Here is a 15,031-nt window from a genome sequence, read left to right on the forward strand (position 1 = left end):
GTTTGAGTCTCTGGACTCGGATCAATCACTGTACTTCTTCAATTGACTCTCATCGACTCCGGCAAAACCGGAGCTGACAAGGGCTCGACGTGCGATCGTCTGTATGTTCTCAGTCTGTCAAAGAACGAAACAATGTGCTTTTTTTAAGCACTCTGCGAGCTGTTTCCAAGCTCGCGTGCCCTTGTTTCAGGGCGTTCCAATGATAAGGACTTAGCTCCTTAAATCCAAATAAAAAATGGATTATTTTCAAGGAGTTTTTTTACACGTTGAAGTGCCAAAAACTATTCCTCTTCGTTAGATGCATTAGCATCAGAATTAGCAGGAGAAGTGCTTGTCTTAGATTTTCCTGCTCTACGAGTACGCTTTTTCTTTTTGCTATCCGCCGGTTGAATATCGTTATAATCAACCAGTTCAATAACAGCCATTTTAGCGTTATCTCCAGATCGATTACCCAGTTTAATCACCCTGGTATATCCACCTGGTCTATCCATCGCTTTTTCAGCAACCTCATCAAATAATTGTGAAACGGCAGCCTTATCTTTAAGCTTAGCAAACACCTGTTGACGATTATGTGTCGTATCTTCTTTCGCCTTAGTTATTAAAGGCTCAACAAATGTCCTAAGCTCCTTAGCCTTAGGCTCTGTAGTTACTATCCGATGCTTTTTTATTAGTGCTACTGAAAGCGCACCTAATGTTGCCTTACGGTGCGATGGAGTTCTACCGAGCTTTCTACCTTTGTTTAAATGACGCATTACTTATAAAACCTTAAATTATTTATCTAAATACTTCGATACATCCATTCCGAAATGTAAATCCTTGCCTTCAATAACTTCTACCAATTCAGCCAAGGATTTTTTTCCAAAGTTTCGGAACTTCAACAAATCTTGTTCATCTCTTGCCACTAACTCTCCAATAGTATTGATGTTTGCAGACTTCAAGCAGTTATAAGAACGAACGCTTAAATTCAGATCCTCAATACTTGTTTTTAACAAGTTAGTGATACGTTGTTTTTCAGCATCAACCTCTTCCTCTTCTTGAGTAAAGGGCTCATCAATTTCTTCCGTAATAAACTTCTCGATATGTTCTTTGAGAATTTTTCCGGCAATGGTCAACGCTTCTTTGGAATTAATTGAGCCATCAGTGGTAATATCCATAACCAATTTTTCATAGTCAGTGCGCTGCCCTACTCGAACATTATCAACATCAAACTGCACTTGCTTGATTGGTGTATAGATAGCATCAATGGGGATTAAACTCACATCTTCGTCTGTATCTACATCCTGATCTTCAGCAGGAACATATCCACGCCCTCTACCTACATGCAATTCCATTTCAATGTCAGCATCTTCGGCCATTGTAGCAACTTTCAACTCAGGATTCAACACCTCGTAATCTGCTGTTGCTTCAGAAATATCTTCGGCCGTTAAGTAACCTTCACCAGACTTTGAAACATGGATAATACCACTACTCTGTTCTATCTGTTTAAAACGTACTTCTTTCAAGTTAAGAATAATTTCATAAACATCTTCCTTAACCCCTTCTATACTCGAATATTCGTGTTCAACACCATTAATTTTAACCGCATTAATAGCAATACCCGGTAATGAAGAAAGAAGTATTCGACGAAATGAGTTACCAATAGTAACTCCGAACCCCCTCTCCAGAGGTTGCAAAATAAAAGTACCAAAAGTATCCGTAGCTTCTTCTACGTCAAGAGGTTCAGGCATTTGTATACTATAATTACTCATATCTATCAGCTTTAAAAATAAATTAATTTAAATTACTTAGAGTAGAGCTCAACAATAAGCTGTACATTGATATTTTCAGGGATTTCATCCATCTCAGGAATATTCAAAAACTTACCCTGCATATCTTTTTTATCAATCTCCAACCATTTGTACTTGCTGGAAGGAGCGTGTTGTAACGACTCATTTATCACTTCTAACGTTTTAGACTTTGGTCGTACACTTACAACATCACCAGGCTTAAGTTGATATGATGGAATGTTAACAACCTCACCGTTTACAACTATATGTTTATGACTTACTAACTGCCGAGCCTGACGTCGAGTTCTTCCGAAACCTAAACGATATACGGTATTATCAAGACGACTCTCAAGTAGTTGCAAAAGAATCTCACCTGTTACACCATCTTTGGCATTTGCTTTATCAAACAGGTTTGAAAACTGCTTTTCAAGCAAACCATAGGTGTACTTAGCCTTTTGCTTCTCCTCAAGCTGAATAGCATATTCAGATTTTCTCGAATATCGGGACCGACCATGCTGTCCGGGTCCATACGGCTTACGTTCCAGCGCTTTGCTGGGACCAAAAATTGGTTCTCGAAACCGTCTTGCTTTCTTCTGTTTTGGGCCTCTGTATCTTGCCATGATTAACTAAATATTTACTTCGTTAAACTCTTCGTCGTTTAGGTGGTCTGCAACCATTATGCGGGATCGGTGTACGATCCTTGATAGCAGTAACTTCCAATCCACTGGAAGCTAAAGCACGAACTGCAGCTTCTCGTCCTGATCCAGGACCTTTTACAAATACTTCAACTCGTCGCAACCCCATTTCATAAGCAGCTGTTGCTGCTGTCTCTGCACTCAATTGTGCAGCATATGGAGTATTTTTCCGAGATCCCTTAAATCCTTCTTTACCTGCTGATGACCACGATAATGCATTCCCATCAGCATCAGTCACTGTTACCAAGACATTATTAAAGGTTGCCTTGATAAAAGCCATTCCATTAGGATCTGAAAGCTGCTTTCTTCGTTTCTTTTTTGCAGATTTTCGTTGTCGCTTTGCCATTTAATTATCTCGTTTAATTATTTTCGAGGAGCTGTTTTCTTACCTGCAACGGTACGACGTTTACCTTTTCGGGTACGTGCATTTGTTTGAGTTCGCTGTCCTCTTACTGGCAATCCTTTACGATGCCGATTACCTCTGTAAGAGCCGATCTCAATTAACCGTCGTATATTAGCATTTACTTCACTACGTAATGCTCCTTCAACTTTGTACTCATTGTCAATCTTTTGACGGAGCTTTGAAACCTCTTCATCAGTCCAATCCATAACTTTGGTACTCCGATCAATTTCAAGCTCATCAAGAATATCTTGAGCTGTAGACCGGCCAATACCATAGATATAGGTTAGACCAATTTCACCGCGCTTATTTTTTGGTAAGTCTATTCCAGCAATTCTAGCCATAAAACAATCTCAGTTAATTATCCTTGTCGTTGTTTGTGACGAGGATTCTTTTTATTAATTACATATACACGACCATTTCGTCGTACGATCTTGTCGTCTGAACTTCGTTTTTTTACTGAAGATCGAGTCTTCATAATACTAAACTCTTTTAATTAGAATTTATTTGTAACGATACGTAATACGTCCCTTCGTTAAATCGTAAGGAGACATTTCCACAGCGACTCGGTCGCCGGGAAGAATCTTAATATAGTACATTCTCATTTTACCTGATACGTGGGCCAAAATTTCATGCCCATTATCAAGCTCTACACGAAATTGTGCATTTGGTAATGCCTCTATAATTTCGCCATCCTGCTTAATTGGCTCTTCTTTAGCCATTGTTAAATATCTGCGTTTATTCGACTTTTCGTGATCTCTCGAATATAATCAAAAGTACTTAGAATTTCAGCCTTTCCTTCGCGAACAACAATATCGTGCTCATAATGGGCAGATACTTGTTTATCCGCTGTTACGACGGTCCAGCCGTCATCTAATGTTTCCACCTGCCAAGAGCCAAAAGCAATCATTGGTTCGATGGCCAGTGTCATACCGGTTCGGAGACGCTCCCCTCTGCCGGCTTTACCAAAATTTGGTACTGAAGGATCTTCATGGAGTGATTTACCAAGTCCATGTCCAACTAAGTCTCGGACAACTCCAAATCCTTCATCTTCACAATGTGACTGAACAGCTTCAGAAATATCTCCAATTCTGTTTCCGTGTACAGCCTTTTCAATTCCTTTATAAAGTGATTCTAACGTAGCACGCAATAAACGAATTTTTTCGTCTTCACATTCCCCAACAGCAAATGTATATGCGTGATCACCAAAATATCCATTCTTTTCAACCCCACAGTCAATCGAGACAATATCACCTTCTTTCAATTCTCGTTTATCACTGGGGATTCCGTGTACAACCTCTTCATTTATAGAGATACAAAGCGTACCCGGAAATTCATTTCCTTTTGGACCATATCCTTTAAAAGCAGGACGTCCATCATTCTTTTTAATAAAATCCTCCGCGATTCTGTCTAACTTTGCTGTGGTTACACCAGGTTCAATATGTTTGGCAACTTCAGCAAGCGTATGAGAAACGATCTGCGCACTTTCGCGCATTTTCTCAATTTCAGATTCGCTCTTCAAAAAAATCATTACGCTCTACGACGCCCCTTCATCTTTCCAGTCTTCATAAAGCCGTCATAGTGACGCATCATAAGATGACTCTCAATTTGTTGAAGTGTATCTAATGCAACCCCAACAATAATTAACAAACTTGTTCCTCCATAGAACAGTGCAAAACCCGGAGTTACTCCCATTCGAGCAACAATTGCGGGCATAATGGCGATAATTGCCAAAAATATGGAGCCCGGCAATGTAACCTTCGTCAAAATATTATCAATAAACTCAACCGTTTGGTTACCGGGCCGAACACCTGGTATAAATCCACCTTGACGTTTCATTGTATCCGCCATTTCACGTGGATTAACTGTAATGGCCGTATAGAAGTATGTAAAGAACACAACAATGATTCCAAAGATAATGGAATAGGTAATGCCTGTAAAATCACTCGACCAAGCAGTTAAAAACTGTACCGTTTCATTATTTGGAAAAAACGTTCCAATCGTGCTTGGAATAAACATAATCGACTGCGCAAAAATAATCGGCATCACTCCTGCAGCATTTAATTTAAGAGGTAAATATTGTGTCGTACCTCCATAAACCTTACGACCGACTACTCGTTTGGCATACTGTACGGGAACTTTTCGAACTCCCTGTGTAAGTAGCACACAAGCAGCAATTACAAGAATTAGCGCTGCGATCTCTGCGATCACAATGATCATATTTCCTTTTGTCGTAACCTCGTTAATAAGACTTGCCGGTAATCGGGCAATAATACCAATCATAATAATTATGGAAATACCATTACCAATACCTCGATCAGAAATTCGCTCACCCAACCACATTACAAAAGTGGTACCTGCAGTAAGGATAATCATCGAAGTTAATACAAACGTAAAATTACTCACTACAATTGCATTAGGCGATGTTGCCATCAGATTGATGGAAAAACCAATAGATTGTATTAGCGTAATTCCTACGGTACCATATCGCGTTAGTCTATTTATTTTACGCCGCCCTTCTTCACCTTCGCGCTGTAATTTTTGAAAATATGGTACAACGGCCCCCATCAACTGGATAATAATTGCAGCAGTAATGTAGGGCATAATGCCCAGTGCAAATACACCGGCACGAGAAAATGCCCCACCTACAAACATATCAAAAAGACCAAGAAGACTTGACGCGTCTCCGGCTTGTTGCGTTAATTGAGCAGCATCAACGCCAGGAAGCGTTACGAAACTTCCTATACGATAAACCATCAAGATACCGATGACATAGAAGATGCGATTTTTCAGCTCTTCAATCTTAAATATGTTGCGAAAGTTTTCGACTAAACTCATTTAGAAGGCGGCTCTGTAATTTATTATTGACTATTTTTTACAAGTGTAATACTTCCACCGGCATCTTCAACTTTTTGCTTGGCCGATTCACTAACGTTGTGAACTTCAATATCTATTGAAGCTTCAATTTCTCCATCGCCAAGCAATTTTATTAAGTCATTCTTTCCAGCTAATCCAGCATTACGGAGATCATCAAGCGTAATAGTTTCTCCGAGTTTATCATGCTCGATAAATAACTGAATAGTGCCAGTGTTTACAGCGATGTATTCCTTACGAAAATAGTTATTGAATCCCCACTTTGGAACTTTTCGCTGTAATGGCATTTGGCCACCTTCGAACCAAAATTTTTCTTTATAGCCACTCCGAGCTTTTTGTCCATTATGTCCTTTACCAACAGTATGTCCACCTCGGCCCGAACCTTGTCCACGACCAATACGTTTAGCCTTTTTCTTATTTGGTTCGGGAGCGTTTAAATTACTTAAATCCATTTTACTGCCTCAATTAAATTCCTAAAATCTGTTAGCCTTCAAAAACTTTATTCAGAGAAACTCCTCTTCGTTCAGCAACTTCAAATGGATCCGTCAAATTCTTCAACCCATTGTATGTTGCCTTAACCATATTATGAGGATTGGAAGATCCTACTGACTTGGTAAGGATATTTTGTAATCCTGCAATATCAAGCAAAGCCTTTACTGGGCCGCCTGCAATTACACCGGTACCTTCGGATGCTGGACGTAACAATACTTCACCTGCGCCCTCCTTACCTGTAATAGTATGATAAATACTACCGGTTTTTGTCATAGGAACACGAATCAAGTTCTTCTTAGCATTGTCAAATCCTTTCTGGATAGCATCAGAAACTTCGTTGGCTTTCCCAAGACCGTGTCCTACAACACCATCTTTATTACCAACAACCACAATAGCATTAAAGCTAAAACGGCGTCCACCTTTTACAACCTTAGATACACGGTTGATGTGAACCAGTTTCTCTTCCAGATTAAGATTTGTAGGAGTTATGTTATGTCTTCTTCTTACTTTTGGCATAATTTATCTATTTAAAAGTCTAAACCTCCTTCGCGAGCACCCTCTGCAAGGGCTTTAACAACGCCGTGGTATTTATAACCACTTCGATCGAATACAGCTTTTTCAAGTCCTTGATCTTTAGCAAGTTCCGCTAATTGTTTTCCAACAACTTCAGCAGCTTCCTTCTTGCTCATATCTTGCACTTCGTCAGCAACACCTTCAGATTCGGTAGAAACCGCAGCTAAAGTATGTCCCAAACGATCATTAACAAGCTGTGCGTAGATATTTTTATTGCTTTTATATACACACAACCTCGGTCGTTCTGCCGTACCTTTTATCGTTGAACGAATACGGCGACGTATCCTATCGCGACGTAATGTTTTTTTGATATTCTTATCCATCGTAAATAATTCCTATTAAGCTTTAGCAGCAGATTTACCAGCTTTTCTACGAACCCATTCGTCAACATAACGAATACCTTTACCTTTATAAGGCTCTGGCGGACGTAATGAGCGTATTTTTGCAGCAACCTGGCCAACTAATTCTTTGTTAATTCCAGATACAATCACCATGGGGTTCTTGCGCGATTTTGTATCTACTTCGAGATCAACACCATCTGGTGCTACAAAGTAGATGGGGTGTGAAAACCCTAATTGCATTTCAAGAACTCCATTACTTAGAGATGCACGGTAACCAACGCCAATAATTTCAAGTTCTTTCTTATAGCCTTCCGAAACGCCCACCATCATATTATTGATCAGCGAACGATAAAGACCATGCAGAGAACGATCAATCTTTTGTTCTCCGGTTCTATTGACAATTAGCTCACCGTCTTTTTTCTCAACATTGATACTGGGATCAATCTGGAGAGTATCACTCCCCTTTTCACCTTTCAGGGTGATAACATTATCCCCATCAATGCTAAACTCAACATCTTCTTTTAATTCAATCGGTTGATTTCCGATACGAGACATAATTCTATTTCCTTAGTTTTAATAAACAGTGCACAATACTTCGCCACCCACTTTAACCTTGCGGGCTTCTTTATCAGTCATTACCCCACGCGAGGTCGAGAGTATTACAATACCCAAGCCATTAAGAGCACGAGGAATATTATCGGACCCACAATACTCACGAAGACCAGGTTTAGACCGTCGCTTCATTTTCTTGATAACAGGCTGACCATACGCATCATATTTAAGGAACAGGCGAAGCATCCCCTGTTTACCATCATCAATATTGATAAACTTATTGATATAACCTTTGTCCAAAAGGATCTTGGTCATTGCACGCTTCAACTTAGATGCGGGAATATCAACTCTGCGATGCCCCGCTTGTTGAGCGTTACGTATTCTTGTTAAATAATCTGAAATTGGATCAAACATAAAAGTTCTTCGTTAAATGATTACCAGCTTGCTTTTCGTACTCCCGGAATCTTTCCGTCGAGTGCAAGTTCACGAAATTTAATACGCGAAATACCATACTTACGAATATAGCCGCGGCAACGTCCTGTTAAATTACAACGGTTGTTAACCCGCGTTGGACTTGCATCACGTGGAAGTTTTTGCAACTCAACCCACTTGCCTTCTTCTTTCAGCTTTTTCCGCTTTTCGGCATATTTTTTTACCGTTCGTTTTCTTTTCTCGTTACGTGCTATCCAAGCTTTCTTAGCCATAATAAATTATGCTTGTGTTATTTAATTTCGTTTCTGAAACGGCATTCCAAATTCCTTGAGCAGAGCATATGCTTCCTCATCAGTCTCTGCAGAAGTCACAAATGTAATATCCATTCCATGGATATTGTCAACTTCTTCGGTATTTATTTCAGGAAAAATGGTATGCTCCTTAACACCCAGGGTATAATTGCCTCGTCCATCAAAGCTTTTATCGGGCACTCCCTGAAAGTCACGGGTCCGTGGTAATGCAAGGTTAATCAAACGATCCAAAAATTCATACATCTTCTTTTTTCGGAGCGTAACCTTGGTACCAATAGGCATTCCATTTCGAGTCTTAAAGTTCGAAATAGATTTCTTTGCCTTTGTAGTAACCGGCTTTTGACCCGTTATCTTCGCGAGGTTACCAACAACAGTATCTAATACCTTTTCATTTTCAACTGCTTCGCCAACCCCACAATTAATAACAATCTTTTCGAGTTTCGGAACAGCCATAACATTGGCATACTCAAACTGTTCCTTGAGATTCGAAATAATTTCTTCTTTATACTCTGTGTAAAGTCTTGCTTCTGACATTCTGTAATTACTTCTTATTTATCAATGATCTCGCCACTTTTCTTCGCATAACGAACCCAACGTCCACCGCCATCTTCCTCAATACGCTTGCGGCCTATTCGTGTAGGTTCTCCCGTTGAAGGATCTAGAATCATTACATTTGAAATATGTATCGATACTTCTCGCTCAATACGACCTCCCTGAGGATTCTCCTGTGTGGGCTGGTCGTGATGAACCCTAAAGTTAACGCCTTCAACTAAAACTCGTTCCTTTTCAGGAAAAACTGCCAAAATTCGGCCTTCTTTTCCTTTGTCGTTACCGGCAATGACTCTAACCTCATCGCCTTTTTTAACGTGTAATTTTTTTCGCTTGTTTGTAGTACGTGGCATAATAAAGTTTCTTTTTATAGCACTTCTGGAGCAAGTGACACAATACGCATATAATTCTTCTCACGTAATTCGCGAGCAACCGGTCCGAAAATACGTGTTCCCACCGGTTCGCTTTCTTTGTTGATGATTACAGCTGCATTCTCATCAAAACGAATGTAGCTACCATCATTGCGACGAATTTCTTTATTCGTTCTTACTATAACAGCATTTACTACTTCTCCCTTCTTAACATTTCCTCCTGGGATTGCAGTTTTTACTGAGCAAGAAATAATATCACCAATGCTTGCATATCGGCGCTTAGAGTCCCCAAGAACTTTAATGCACTTGAGTTGACGAGCGCCGCTGTTATCAGCAACGTTTAATTGTGTTTGTGCTTGTACCATTGCAGATTCTTAAGTATATCCGGTTATTTTGCTCGTTCAATTATTTCTACAAGACGCCAAGATTTACGCTTCGAAAGCGGACGGGTAGACATAATCTGTACCAAGTCCCCTTCGTTGGCCTCATCATTTTCATCATGAGCCATATACTTAGTCGTCTTTGTAATATATTTTCCATAGATCGCGTGTTTTACCTTTCGATCAACAGCAACAGTAATGGTTTTATCCATCTTGTTACTAACTACGCGACCTTTTCGTTCTCTTCGTTGTACTCTTTCAGTTTGTGCCATTGTATTAATTATTCAGCACTTTCTTCTTGTTCTTTTTCAGTAATAATCGTGTGAATTCGGGCAATTTCCCGCCGTGTCATTGTAACACGAGCAGGATTTTCAAGTTGGCCGGCAATTGCGCGATTAAACTTCATATCTTGCAATGCCTCTTTTTCATCCTCCAACCTAGCCTTTAATTCAGCAATTGATTTTTCTCGTAGTTCGTGTGCTTTCATGATATATCAAATATCTTATTGATTAATCTCCATCGTAATCACGACGAACAATAAATTTCGTTTTAATAGGCAGTTTGTAATCTGCCCGTCGCATTGCTTCCCATGCTAAATCTTCGGGAACACCCGCGATCTCAAACAATATTCGACCAGGTTTAACAACTGCTACATATTCTTCGACAGCTCCCTTACCCTTACCCATTCGTGTTTCAGCAGGTTGTGCTGTCTTGGGCATATCAGGGAAAATTCGAATCCACGTTTGGCCATCACGCTGCAACTGACGTGCAATTGCAATTCGGCAAGATTCAATTTGCCGAGAGGTGATATACTTTGCCTCCATGGCTTTCAAACCAAAATCACCATATGCAAGCGTATGACCACGCTGCGCAGTACCTTTAAGGCTGCGACGATGCTGTCGGCGACGTCGTACATTTCTTGGTTCTAACATGATCTACTAATTTAGAATGTTAATTCTTATTTCTTCTGCGTCGACGAGAGCGGCGTTTACCCCCTCCGCGTCGTCCTCCTCGAGAATCATCCTTCTGTTGTGTATGAGCATCTCCAGGTGTCAACTCAACATCACCGAGCACTTCACCTTTAAAGATCCAAACCGTTACACCGATTGATCCATAAATAGTATTCGCCGTGGTATTATAGTAATCGATATCAGCGCGGAGCGTGTGCAAAGGTACTCGGCCTTCGCGATACTGCTCGGTTCGAGCCATTTCTGCCCCACCCAATCGACCGGCACAACGAATTTTAATTCCTTCGGCCCCCATACGCATGGCAGATGAAATTGCCGTTTTCATTGCACGTCGGAATGAAATCCGAGCCTCAAGCTGCTGTGCAATATTTTGAGCAACCAAACTGGCATCCGTTTCGGGTCGTTTGATTTCACTTACATTAATTTGAACTTCTTTACTGGTAATTTTCTTCAGCTCTTCACGAAGAAGTTCAATTTGCTCGCCTCCTTTACCAATAATAACGCCAGGGCGGCTTGTTTTAAGTGTAAGCAGTATTCGTTTTGGTGTACGTTCGATTATGACTCGAGATAACCCTCCATTTTGAAGACGGGTATGCAAGTACTCTCGCAGTTTCGTGTCTTCATACAATATTTCGGGTTCATTCTCTTCGGAATACCAATTGGAATCCCAACCGCGAATGATACCGAGTCGTAAACCTACTGGATGTGATTTCTGTCCCAAGGTATTATCGTTTATTGATTAACTAATTCTTCTTTATTACCCACTACTACTGTAATGTGGCTTGTTCTTTTGCGTATCTGATTAGCACGGCCCATCGCTCGTGGCTGTATGCGTTTCAGTGTCGCACCTTCATCTACAAAAATTTCTTTGATGTAAATCTCTTGGTTATCAAGTCGAGCTTCCTGAAACTTATCACGTATATTAGCTGCTGCTGACTTAACAACTTTTGCTACTTCATCTGCAGCGCCCTTATTGGTAAATTCAAGTTTTTTCAGGACTTTATCTACACGATCTCCTCGTACCGCGTCAACAACTAAGCGGACCTTGCGAGGCGAACGACGCAGATGTTTTTGTATAGCTCGTGCTTCAAACTTTTCTTCAGCCATAATATCTTACATTCCTGGTTTTCTGGGTGCTTCTCTCGTTTTAGACTTCTCGGGGTGGCCACGAAACGTTCTTGTAGGAGCAAATTCTCCCAACTTGTGACCCACCATTTCTTCTGTAACATAAACGGGGATAAACTGCTTCCCGTTGTGAACGGCCAATGTCAATCCAACAAAGTCTGGAGTAACCATAGAGCTACGCGACCATGTTTTGATGACATTTTTCTTGCCGCTCTCATTCATTGCATCGACTTTACGCTGCAGCTTGTAATATACGTAAGGTCCCTTTCTAAGCGATCTTGGCATAACTAATTACTTTTTAGACTTTTTGCGACTTCGAACAATGTAGCGATCCGAAAGCTTTTTACGTTTTCGTGTCTTCAATCCTTTAGAAGACTGTCCCCACGGAGAACGCGGATGTCCACCAGATGCTTTACCTTCACCACCACCCATTGGGTGATCAATCGGGTTCATAGCAACACCGCGTGTATGAGGTCGTTTGCCTTTCCAACGATTACGACCGGCCTTACCAACCGTGGTATTGAAATGGTCGGTATTACTTGTCGTACCAACCGTTGCAAAACAATTACCTAATATCATGCGAACCTCACCTGATGGTAACTTGACAGTAACATAACGGTCTGTTTTTGCCACCAACTGGGCAACAGTACCTGCACTTCGGCACAATTGAGCGCCTTGGCCAGGATGCATCTCAATATTATGGATAAATGTTCCAGGTGGCATATGCTTCATAGGCATTGCGTTACCTACATCCGGTTCAATATCGGTTGTTCCGCTAATAACAGTATCACCAACACCTAACTTATCCGGAGCAATAATATATCGCTTTTCACCATCCGCATAAGCAACCAGTGCAATACGTGCCGATCGATTAGGATCGTATTCTATTGTTTGCACTTTAGCAGGGATATCGTGCTTGTCGCGATAAAAATCGATATAACGATAGCGACGCTTGTGGCCTCCACCGCGATGGCGTGAGGTCATTCTACCCTGCTTGTTGCGTCCACCGCTTTGACCTTTGCCTTTAAGTAAGCTCTTTACTGTAGGCTTACTTGTGACATCATCAAACACAGGTGAAATTCTATGCCTGGAACCGGGTGTTGATGGTTTTGATTTCTTCGTAGCCATTGAACTAATTAATTCTAAATTTCACTAAAGAAGTCTATTTCGCCTTCTTTGAGAGTTACAATTGCTTTCTTCCAAACTTTTTCTCGACCAACGATATATCCACTCTGAGTATATCGACCTTTAGGTTTAGAAGGCATGATCATCGTATTGATCTTTTTGATCTTTACATCCGGATACCGATTTATAACTGCTTGTTTGATATCCGCTTTTGAAGCATGCTTATCAACTTTAAAAGCATACTTACCTTCTTCTTGCAGTCGAGTAAGCTTTTCGGTTATTAATGGTTTTTGTAATACTCGTTTCATGCTTCAACCTCCTCTGCAGATTCAATAGATCCTTGTAATACTTCGACAGCATCTTTCTGTATCAAAATGACATCAGCATTAAGAATCTGGTATGTTGTCGGTTTATTTGCTTCCAATACCTGCACATTTGGAATATTGCGAGCAGACTTATACAAAATCTTATCAGTTTCTGCAGATAAGATCAGTACTTTCTGACCTTCAACTTCAAGGTTTTTAAGAACATCAGCTACTTTTCGAGTTTTTGGCTCATCTATTGAAATCTCATCAATAACTTTTATTGCCTCATCAGCAGCCTTGGCAGACCAAGCAGACTTACGAGCAAGTCGCTTTGTCTTCTTTGGGAGATTAACAGAATAGTCACGCGGACTTGGCCCAAATACCGTCCCACCACCTTTTAATAGTGGAGAACGTATAGAACCCCGTCGTGCCTGACCAGTTCCCTTCTGACGATAAGCCTTACGACCACCGCCACGAACCTGACCGCGTTCTTTTGTATTCGATGTTCCTTGGCGTTGGTTAGCCATATATCGGCGAACATCTTCATAGATAGCAGTTTCGTTAGGTTCGATCCCAAAAATAGAATCGATTAACTCAATCTGGTCTCCGCTATCCTTACCTTCAGTTGTAAATATCGGAAGCTTCATTGCTAATTATCTCTTACTGTCTATTGTAAATTTCTACAAAACGTCCATTCGGTCCAGGAATTGAGCCGGTAACCATCATCAAATTTGACTCGCTGAAAATTCGTGCAACAGTCAAATTCTTAATCTTATTACGCTCATTTCCACTCCGGCCAGCCATCTTTATGCCCGGAAATACACGAGCAGGATCAGATGCTTGACCAATAGAACCAGGGTGACGTTGCCTGTCATGCTGACCGTGTGTTGCTTCTCCAACACCACTAAAATTATGGCGTTTAACAACACCGGTAAATCCCTTCCCCTTAGAAACGCCTACAACATCAACGTTGTCTCCAATATTAAATACATCTTCAATATTCAGCTCTTTTCCAAGCTCAGCGTCTTCGGGTACGAAATTTCTAAACTCCTTAATATACTTTTTAGGAGTTGTCCCGGCCTTTTCGAAATGTCCACGCAACGGTTTCGAAGTAGTTTTCTCCTTTTTATCAAAGGCCGAAAGCTGAACAGCCTCATAGCCATTCTCTTCTTTTGTTTTGATCGCCGTTATAACATTGGGATCAACTTCAATAACCGTTACGGCATAATTTTGACCATTGTCATCAAAGACATTAGTCATGCCAATCTTTTTTCCTATCAAACCACTACTCATTGTTCAGTGATTATAAATGTTACACTTTAATTTCTACGTCCACACCAGAGGGTAACTCCAGCTTCATTAATGCATCTACAGTTTGCGATCCTGTCGATAAAATATCGATCAAACGCTTGTGAGAACGATACTCAAACTGCTCTCGGGCAGTTTTGTTCACGTGCACAGATCGGTTTACTGTTATAATGTTTTTCTTCGTCGGGAGCGGTATCGGTCCTGATACCACAGCTCCCGTAGATTTTACTGTCTGAATTATCTTTTCAGCCGATTTGTCGATCAAATTGTGATCGTACGACTTAAGTTTAATTCTGATTTTTTGTTGAGTAGCCACTTATCAGAACTTTTTTATTCTATAATTTCAGTTACAACACCGGCGCCTACCGTGCGGCCGCCCTCGCGGATCGCAAAACGCAGGCCTTCTTCCATCGCTACCGGTTGAATCAGGCTTACTTCCATCGTCACATTGTCGCCCGGCATGA

At 40.8% G+C, this 15,031-nt stretch carries 30 protein-coding genes; all 30 read right to left on the reverse strand.

The features are described from left to right. Positions 1-281: 281 nt before the first annotated feature. Entirely contained in the window at positions 282-752 is a 471-nt protein-coding gene (gene rplQ / locus AAFH98_RS14860; protein WP_407935515.1) for a 50S ribosomal protein L17, read from the reverse strand. 18 nt (positions 753-770) lie between these two features. Next, positions 771-1,748 carry a DNA-directed RNA polymerase subunit alpha gene (locus AAFH98_RS14865; protein ID WP_342523661.1) on the reverse strand — a complete coding sequence of 326 codons (978 nt, stop codon included), beginning with the start codon at positions 1,746-1,748 and terminating at the stop codon, positions 771-773. Between the two features lie 32 nt (positions 1,749-1,780). Beyond that, complete coding sequence (gene rpsD / locus AAFH98_RS14870) at positions 1,781-2,386, reverse strand: 30S ribosomal protein S4 (RefSeq protein ID WP_342523663.1); 606 nt, start codon at positions 2,384-2,386, stop codon at positions 1,781-1,783. A gap of 22 nt (positions 2,387-2,408) precedes the next feature. Beyond that, a complete protein-coding gene (gene rpsK / locus AAFH98_RS14875) occupies positions 2,409-2,807 on the reverse strand; it encodes a 30S ribosomal protein S11 (protein WP_342523665.1) in 399 nt (132 codons plus the stop codon). Between the two features lie 17 nt (positions 2,808-2,824). Beyond that, on the reverse strand, positions 2,825-3,205 hold the full coding sequence (gene rpsM, locus AAFH98_RS14880; RefSeq protein ID WP_342523666.1) for a 30S ribosomal protein S13: 381 nt from the start codon (positions 3,203-3,205) through the stop codon (positions 2,825-2,827). A gap of 17 nt (positions 3,206-3,222) precedes the next feature. After that, on the reverse strand, positions 3,223-3,339 hold the full coding sequence (rpmJ, locus tag AAFH98_RS14885) for a 50S ribosomal protein L36 (protein WP_142716052.1): 117 nt from the start codon (positions 3,337-3,339) through the stop codon (positions 3,223-3,225). Between the two features lie 25 nt (positions 3,340-3,364). After that, positions 3,365-3,583, reverse strand: a complete 219-nt coding sequence (infA, locus tag AAFH98_RS14890) for a translation initiation factor IF-1 (RefSeq protein WP_095607754.1) — start codon at positions 3,581-3,583, stop codon at positions 3,365-3,367. Positions 3,584-3,585: 2 nt separating this feature from the next. Then, a complete protein-coding gene (map, locus tag AAFH98_RS14895; protein WP_342523670.1) occupies positions 3,586-4,392 on the reverse strand; it encodes a type I methionyl aminopeptidase in 807 nt (268 codons plus the stop codon). Then, positions 4,392-5,699, reverse strand: a complete 1,308-nt coding sequence (secY, locus tag AAFH98_RS14900) for a preprotein translocase subunit SecY (RefSeq protein WP_342523671.1) — start codon at positions 5,697-5,699, stop codon at positions 4,392-4,394. Before secY ends, map begins: the two co-directional genes overlap by 1 nt. 23 nt (positions 5,700-5,722) lie before the next feature. Continuing rightward, the gene (rplO, locus tag AAFH98_RS14905) at positions 5,723-6,187 is read right to left on the reverse strand and encodes a 50S ribosomal protein L15 (protein ID WP_342523672.1); all 465 of its coding nucleotides are present in this window, start codon (positions 6,185-6,187) and stop codon (positions 5,723-5,725) included. Positions 6,188-6,218: 31 nt separating this feature from the next. Continuing rightward, a complete protein-coding gene (rpsE, locus tag AAFH98_RS14910) occupies positions 6,219-6,743 on the reverse strand; it encodes a 30S ribosomal protein S5 (RefSeq protein WP_342523674.1) in 525 nt (174 codons plus the stop codon). An 11-nt stretch (positions 6,744-6,754) separates the two neighbouring features. Further along, positions 6,755-7,123, reverse strand: coding sequence for a 50S ribosomal protein L18 (rplR, locus tag AAFH98_RS14915; RefSeq protein WP_342523675.1), 369 nt, complete (start codon positions 7,121-7,123; stop codon positions 6,755-6,757). Between the two features lie 15 nt (positions 7,124-7,138). Then, entirely contained in the window at positions 7,139-7,696 is a 558-nt protein-coding gene (rplF, locus tag AAFH98_RS14920) for a 50S ribosomal protein L6 (RefSeq protein WP_342523676.1), read from the reverse strand. A gap of 18 nt (positions 7,697-7,714) precedes the next feature. Further along, positions 7,715-8,107 (reverse strand): 30S ribosomal protein S8, encoded by a 393-nt coding sequence (rpsH, locus tag AAFH98_RS14925; RefSeq protein ID WP_342523677.1) that lies wholly within the window; start codon positions 8,105-8,107, stop codon positions 7,715-7,717. A gap of 20 nt (positions 8,108-8,127) precedes the next feature. Further along, complete coding sequence (gene rpsN / locus AAFH98_RS14930; RefSeq protein WP_095607746.1) at positions 8,128-8,397, reverse strand: 30S ribosomal protein S14; 270 nt, start codon at positions 8,395-8,397, stop codon at positions 8,128-8,130. Positions 8,398-8,418: 21 nt separating this feature from the next. Continuing rightward, on the reverse strand, positions 8,419-8,970 hold the full coding sequence (gene rplE / locus AAFH98_RS14935) for a 50S ribosomal protein L5 (protein WP_342523678.1): 552 nt from the start codon (positions 8,968-8,970) through the stop codon (positions 8,419-8,421). 14 nt (positions 8,971-8,984) lie between these two features. Then, complete coding sequence (rplX, locus tag AAFH98_RS14940; RefSeq protein WP_342523679.1) at positions 8,985-9,338, reverse strand: 50S ribosomal protein L24; 354 nt, start codon at positions 9,336-9,338, stop codon at positions 8,985-8,987. Positions 9,339-9,352: 14 nt separating this feature from the next. Then, on the reverse strand, positions 9,353-9,721 hold the full coding sequence (rplN, locus tag AAFH98_RS14945; RefSeq protein WP_342523680.1) for a 50S ribosomal protein L14: 369 nt from the start codon (positions 9,719-9,721) through the stop codon (positions 9,353-9,355). Positions 9,722-9,744: 23 nt separating this feature from the next. Then, on the reverse strand, positions 9,745-10,008 hold the full coding sequence (gene rpsQ / locus AAFH98_RS14950) for a 30S ribosomal protein S17 (protein ID WP_342523681.1): 264 nt from the start codon (positions 10,006-10,008) through the stop codon (positions 9,745-9,747). Between the two features lie 8 nt (positions 10,009-10,016). Continuing rightward, positions 10,017-10,223: a 50S ribosomal protein L29 gene (rpmC, locus tag AAFH98_RS14955; protein WP_342523682.1), complete on the reverse strand. Its 207-nt coding sequence runs from the start codon at positions 10,221-10,223 to the stop codon at positions 10,017-10,019. Positions 10,224-10,245: 22 nt separating this feature from the next. Next, on the reverse strand, positions 10,246-10,668 hold the full coding sequence (rplP, locus tag AAFH98_RS14960) for a 50S ribosomal protein L16 (RefSeq protein ID WP_342523683.1): 423 nt from the start codon (positions 10,666-10,668) through the stop codon (positions 10,246-10,248). A gap of 19 nt (positions 10,669-10,687) precedes the next feature. Further along, the gene (rpsC, locus tag AAFH98_RS14965; RefSeq protein ID WP_342523684.1) at positions 10,688-11,425 is read right to left on the reverse strand and encodes a 30S ribosomal protein S3; all 738 of its coding nucleotides are present in this window, start codon (positions 11,423-11,425) and stop codon (positions 10,688-10,690) included. An 11-nt stretch (positions 11,426-11,436) separates the two neighbouring features. Then, positions 11,437-11,811, reverse strand: a complete 375-nt coding sequence (rplV, locus tag AAFH98_RS14970; protein ID WP_342523686.1) for a 50S ribosomal protein L22 — start codon at positions 11,809-11,811, stop codon at positions 11,437-11,439. A gap of 6 nt (positions 11,812-11,817) precedes the next feature. Then, positions 11,818-12,114, reverse strand: a complete 297-nt coding sequence (rpsS, locus tag AAFH98_RS14975) for a 30S ribosomal protein S19 (RefSeq protein WP_342523688.1) — start codon at positions 12,112-12,114, stop codon at positions 11,818-11,820. A gap of 6 nt (positions 12,115-12,120) precedes the next feature. Continuing rightward, positions 12,121-12,957 (reverse strand): 50S ribosomal protein L2, encoded by an 837-nt coding sequence (gene rplB, locus AAFH98_RS14980; protein WP_342523690.1) that lies wholly within the window; start codon positions 12,955-12,957, stop codon positions 12,121-12,123. A gap of 14 nt (positions 12,958-12,971) precedes the next feature. Further along, entirely contained in the window at positions 12,972-13,262 is a 291-nt protein-coding gene (rplW, locus tag AAFH98_RS14985) for a 50S ribosomal protein L23 (RefSeq protein WP_342523691.1), read from the reverse strand. Beyond that, a complete protein-coding gene (rplD, locus tag AAFH98_RS14990) occupies positions 13,259-13,906 on the reverse strand; it encodes a 50S ribosomal protein L4 (protein WP_342523692.1) in 648 nt (215 codons plus the stop codon). Before rplD ends, rplW begins: the two co-directional genes overlap by 4 nt. Before the next feature lie 13 nt (positions 13,907-13,919). Then, positions 13,920-14,552, reverse strand: coding sequence for a 50S ribosomal protein L3 (rplC, locus tag AAFH98_RS14995; RefSeq protein ID WP_342523694.1), 633 nt, complete (start codon positions 14,550-14,552; stop codon positions 13,920-13,922). Positions 14,553-14,571: 19 nt separating this feature from the next. Further along, positions 14,572-14,883, reverse strand: coding sequence for a 30S ribosomal protein S10 (gene rpsJ / locus AAFH98_RS15000; protein WP_095607732.1), 312 nt, complete (start codon positions 14,881-14,883; stop codon positions 14,572-14,574). 14 nt (positions 14,884-14,897) lie between these two features. After that, positions 14,898-15,031: EF-Tu C-terminal domain-related protein (locus tag AAFH98_RS15005; protein ID WP_473730264.1), on the reverse strand; the 134-nt coding region annotated here is incomplete at its 5' end.

The sequence above is a fragment of the Fodinibius sp. Rm-B-1B1-1 genome, from assembly GCF_038594945.1.
GTDB classification, from domain to species: Bacteria; Bacteroidota; Rhodothermia; order Balneolales; family Balneolaceae; genus Fodinibius; species Fodinibius alkaliphilus.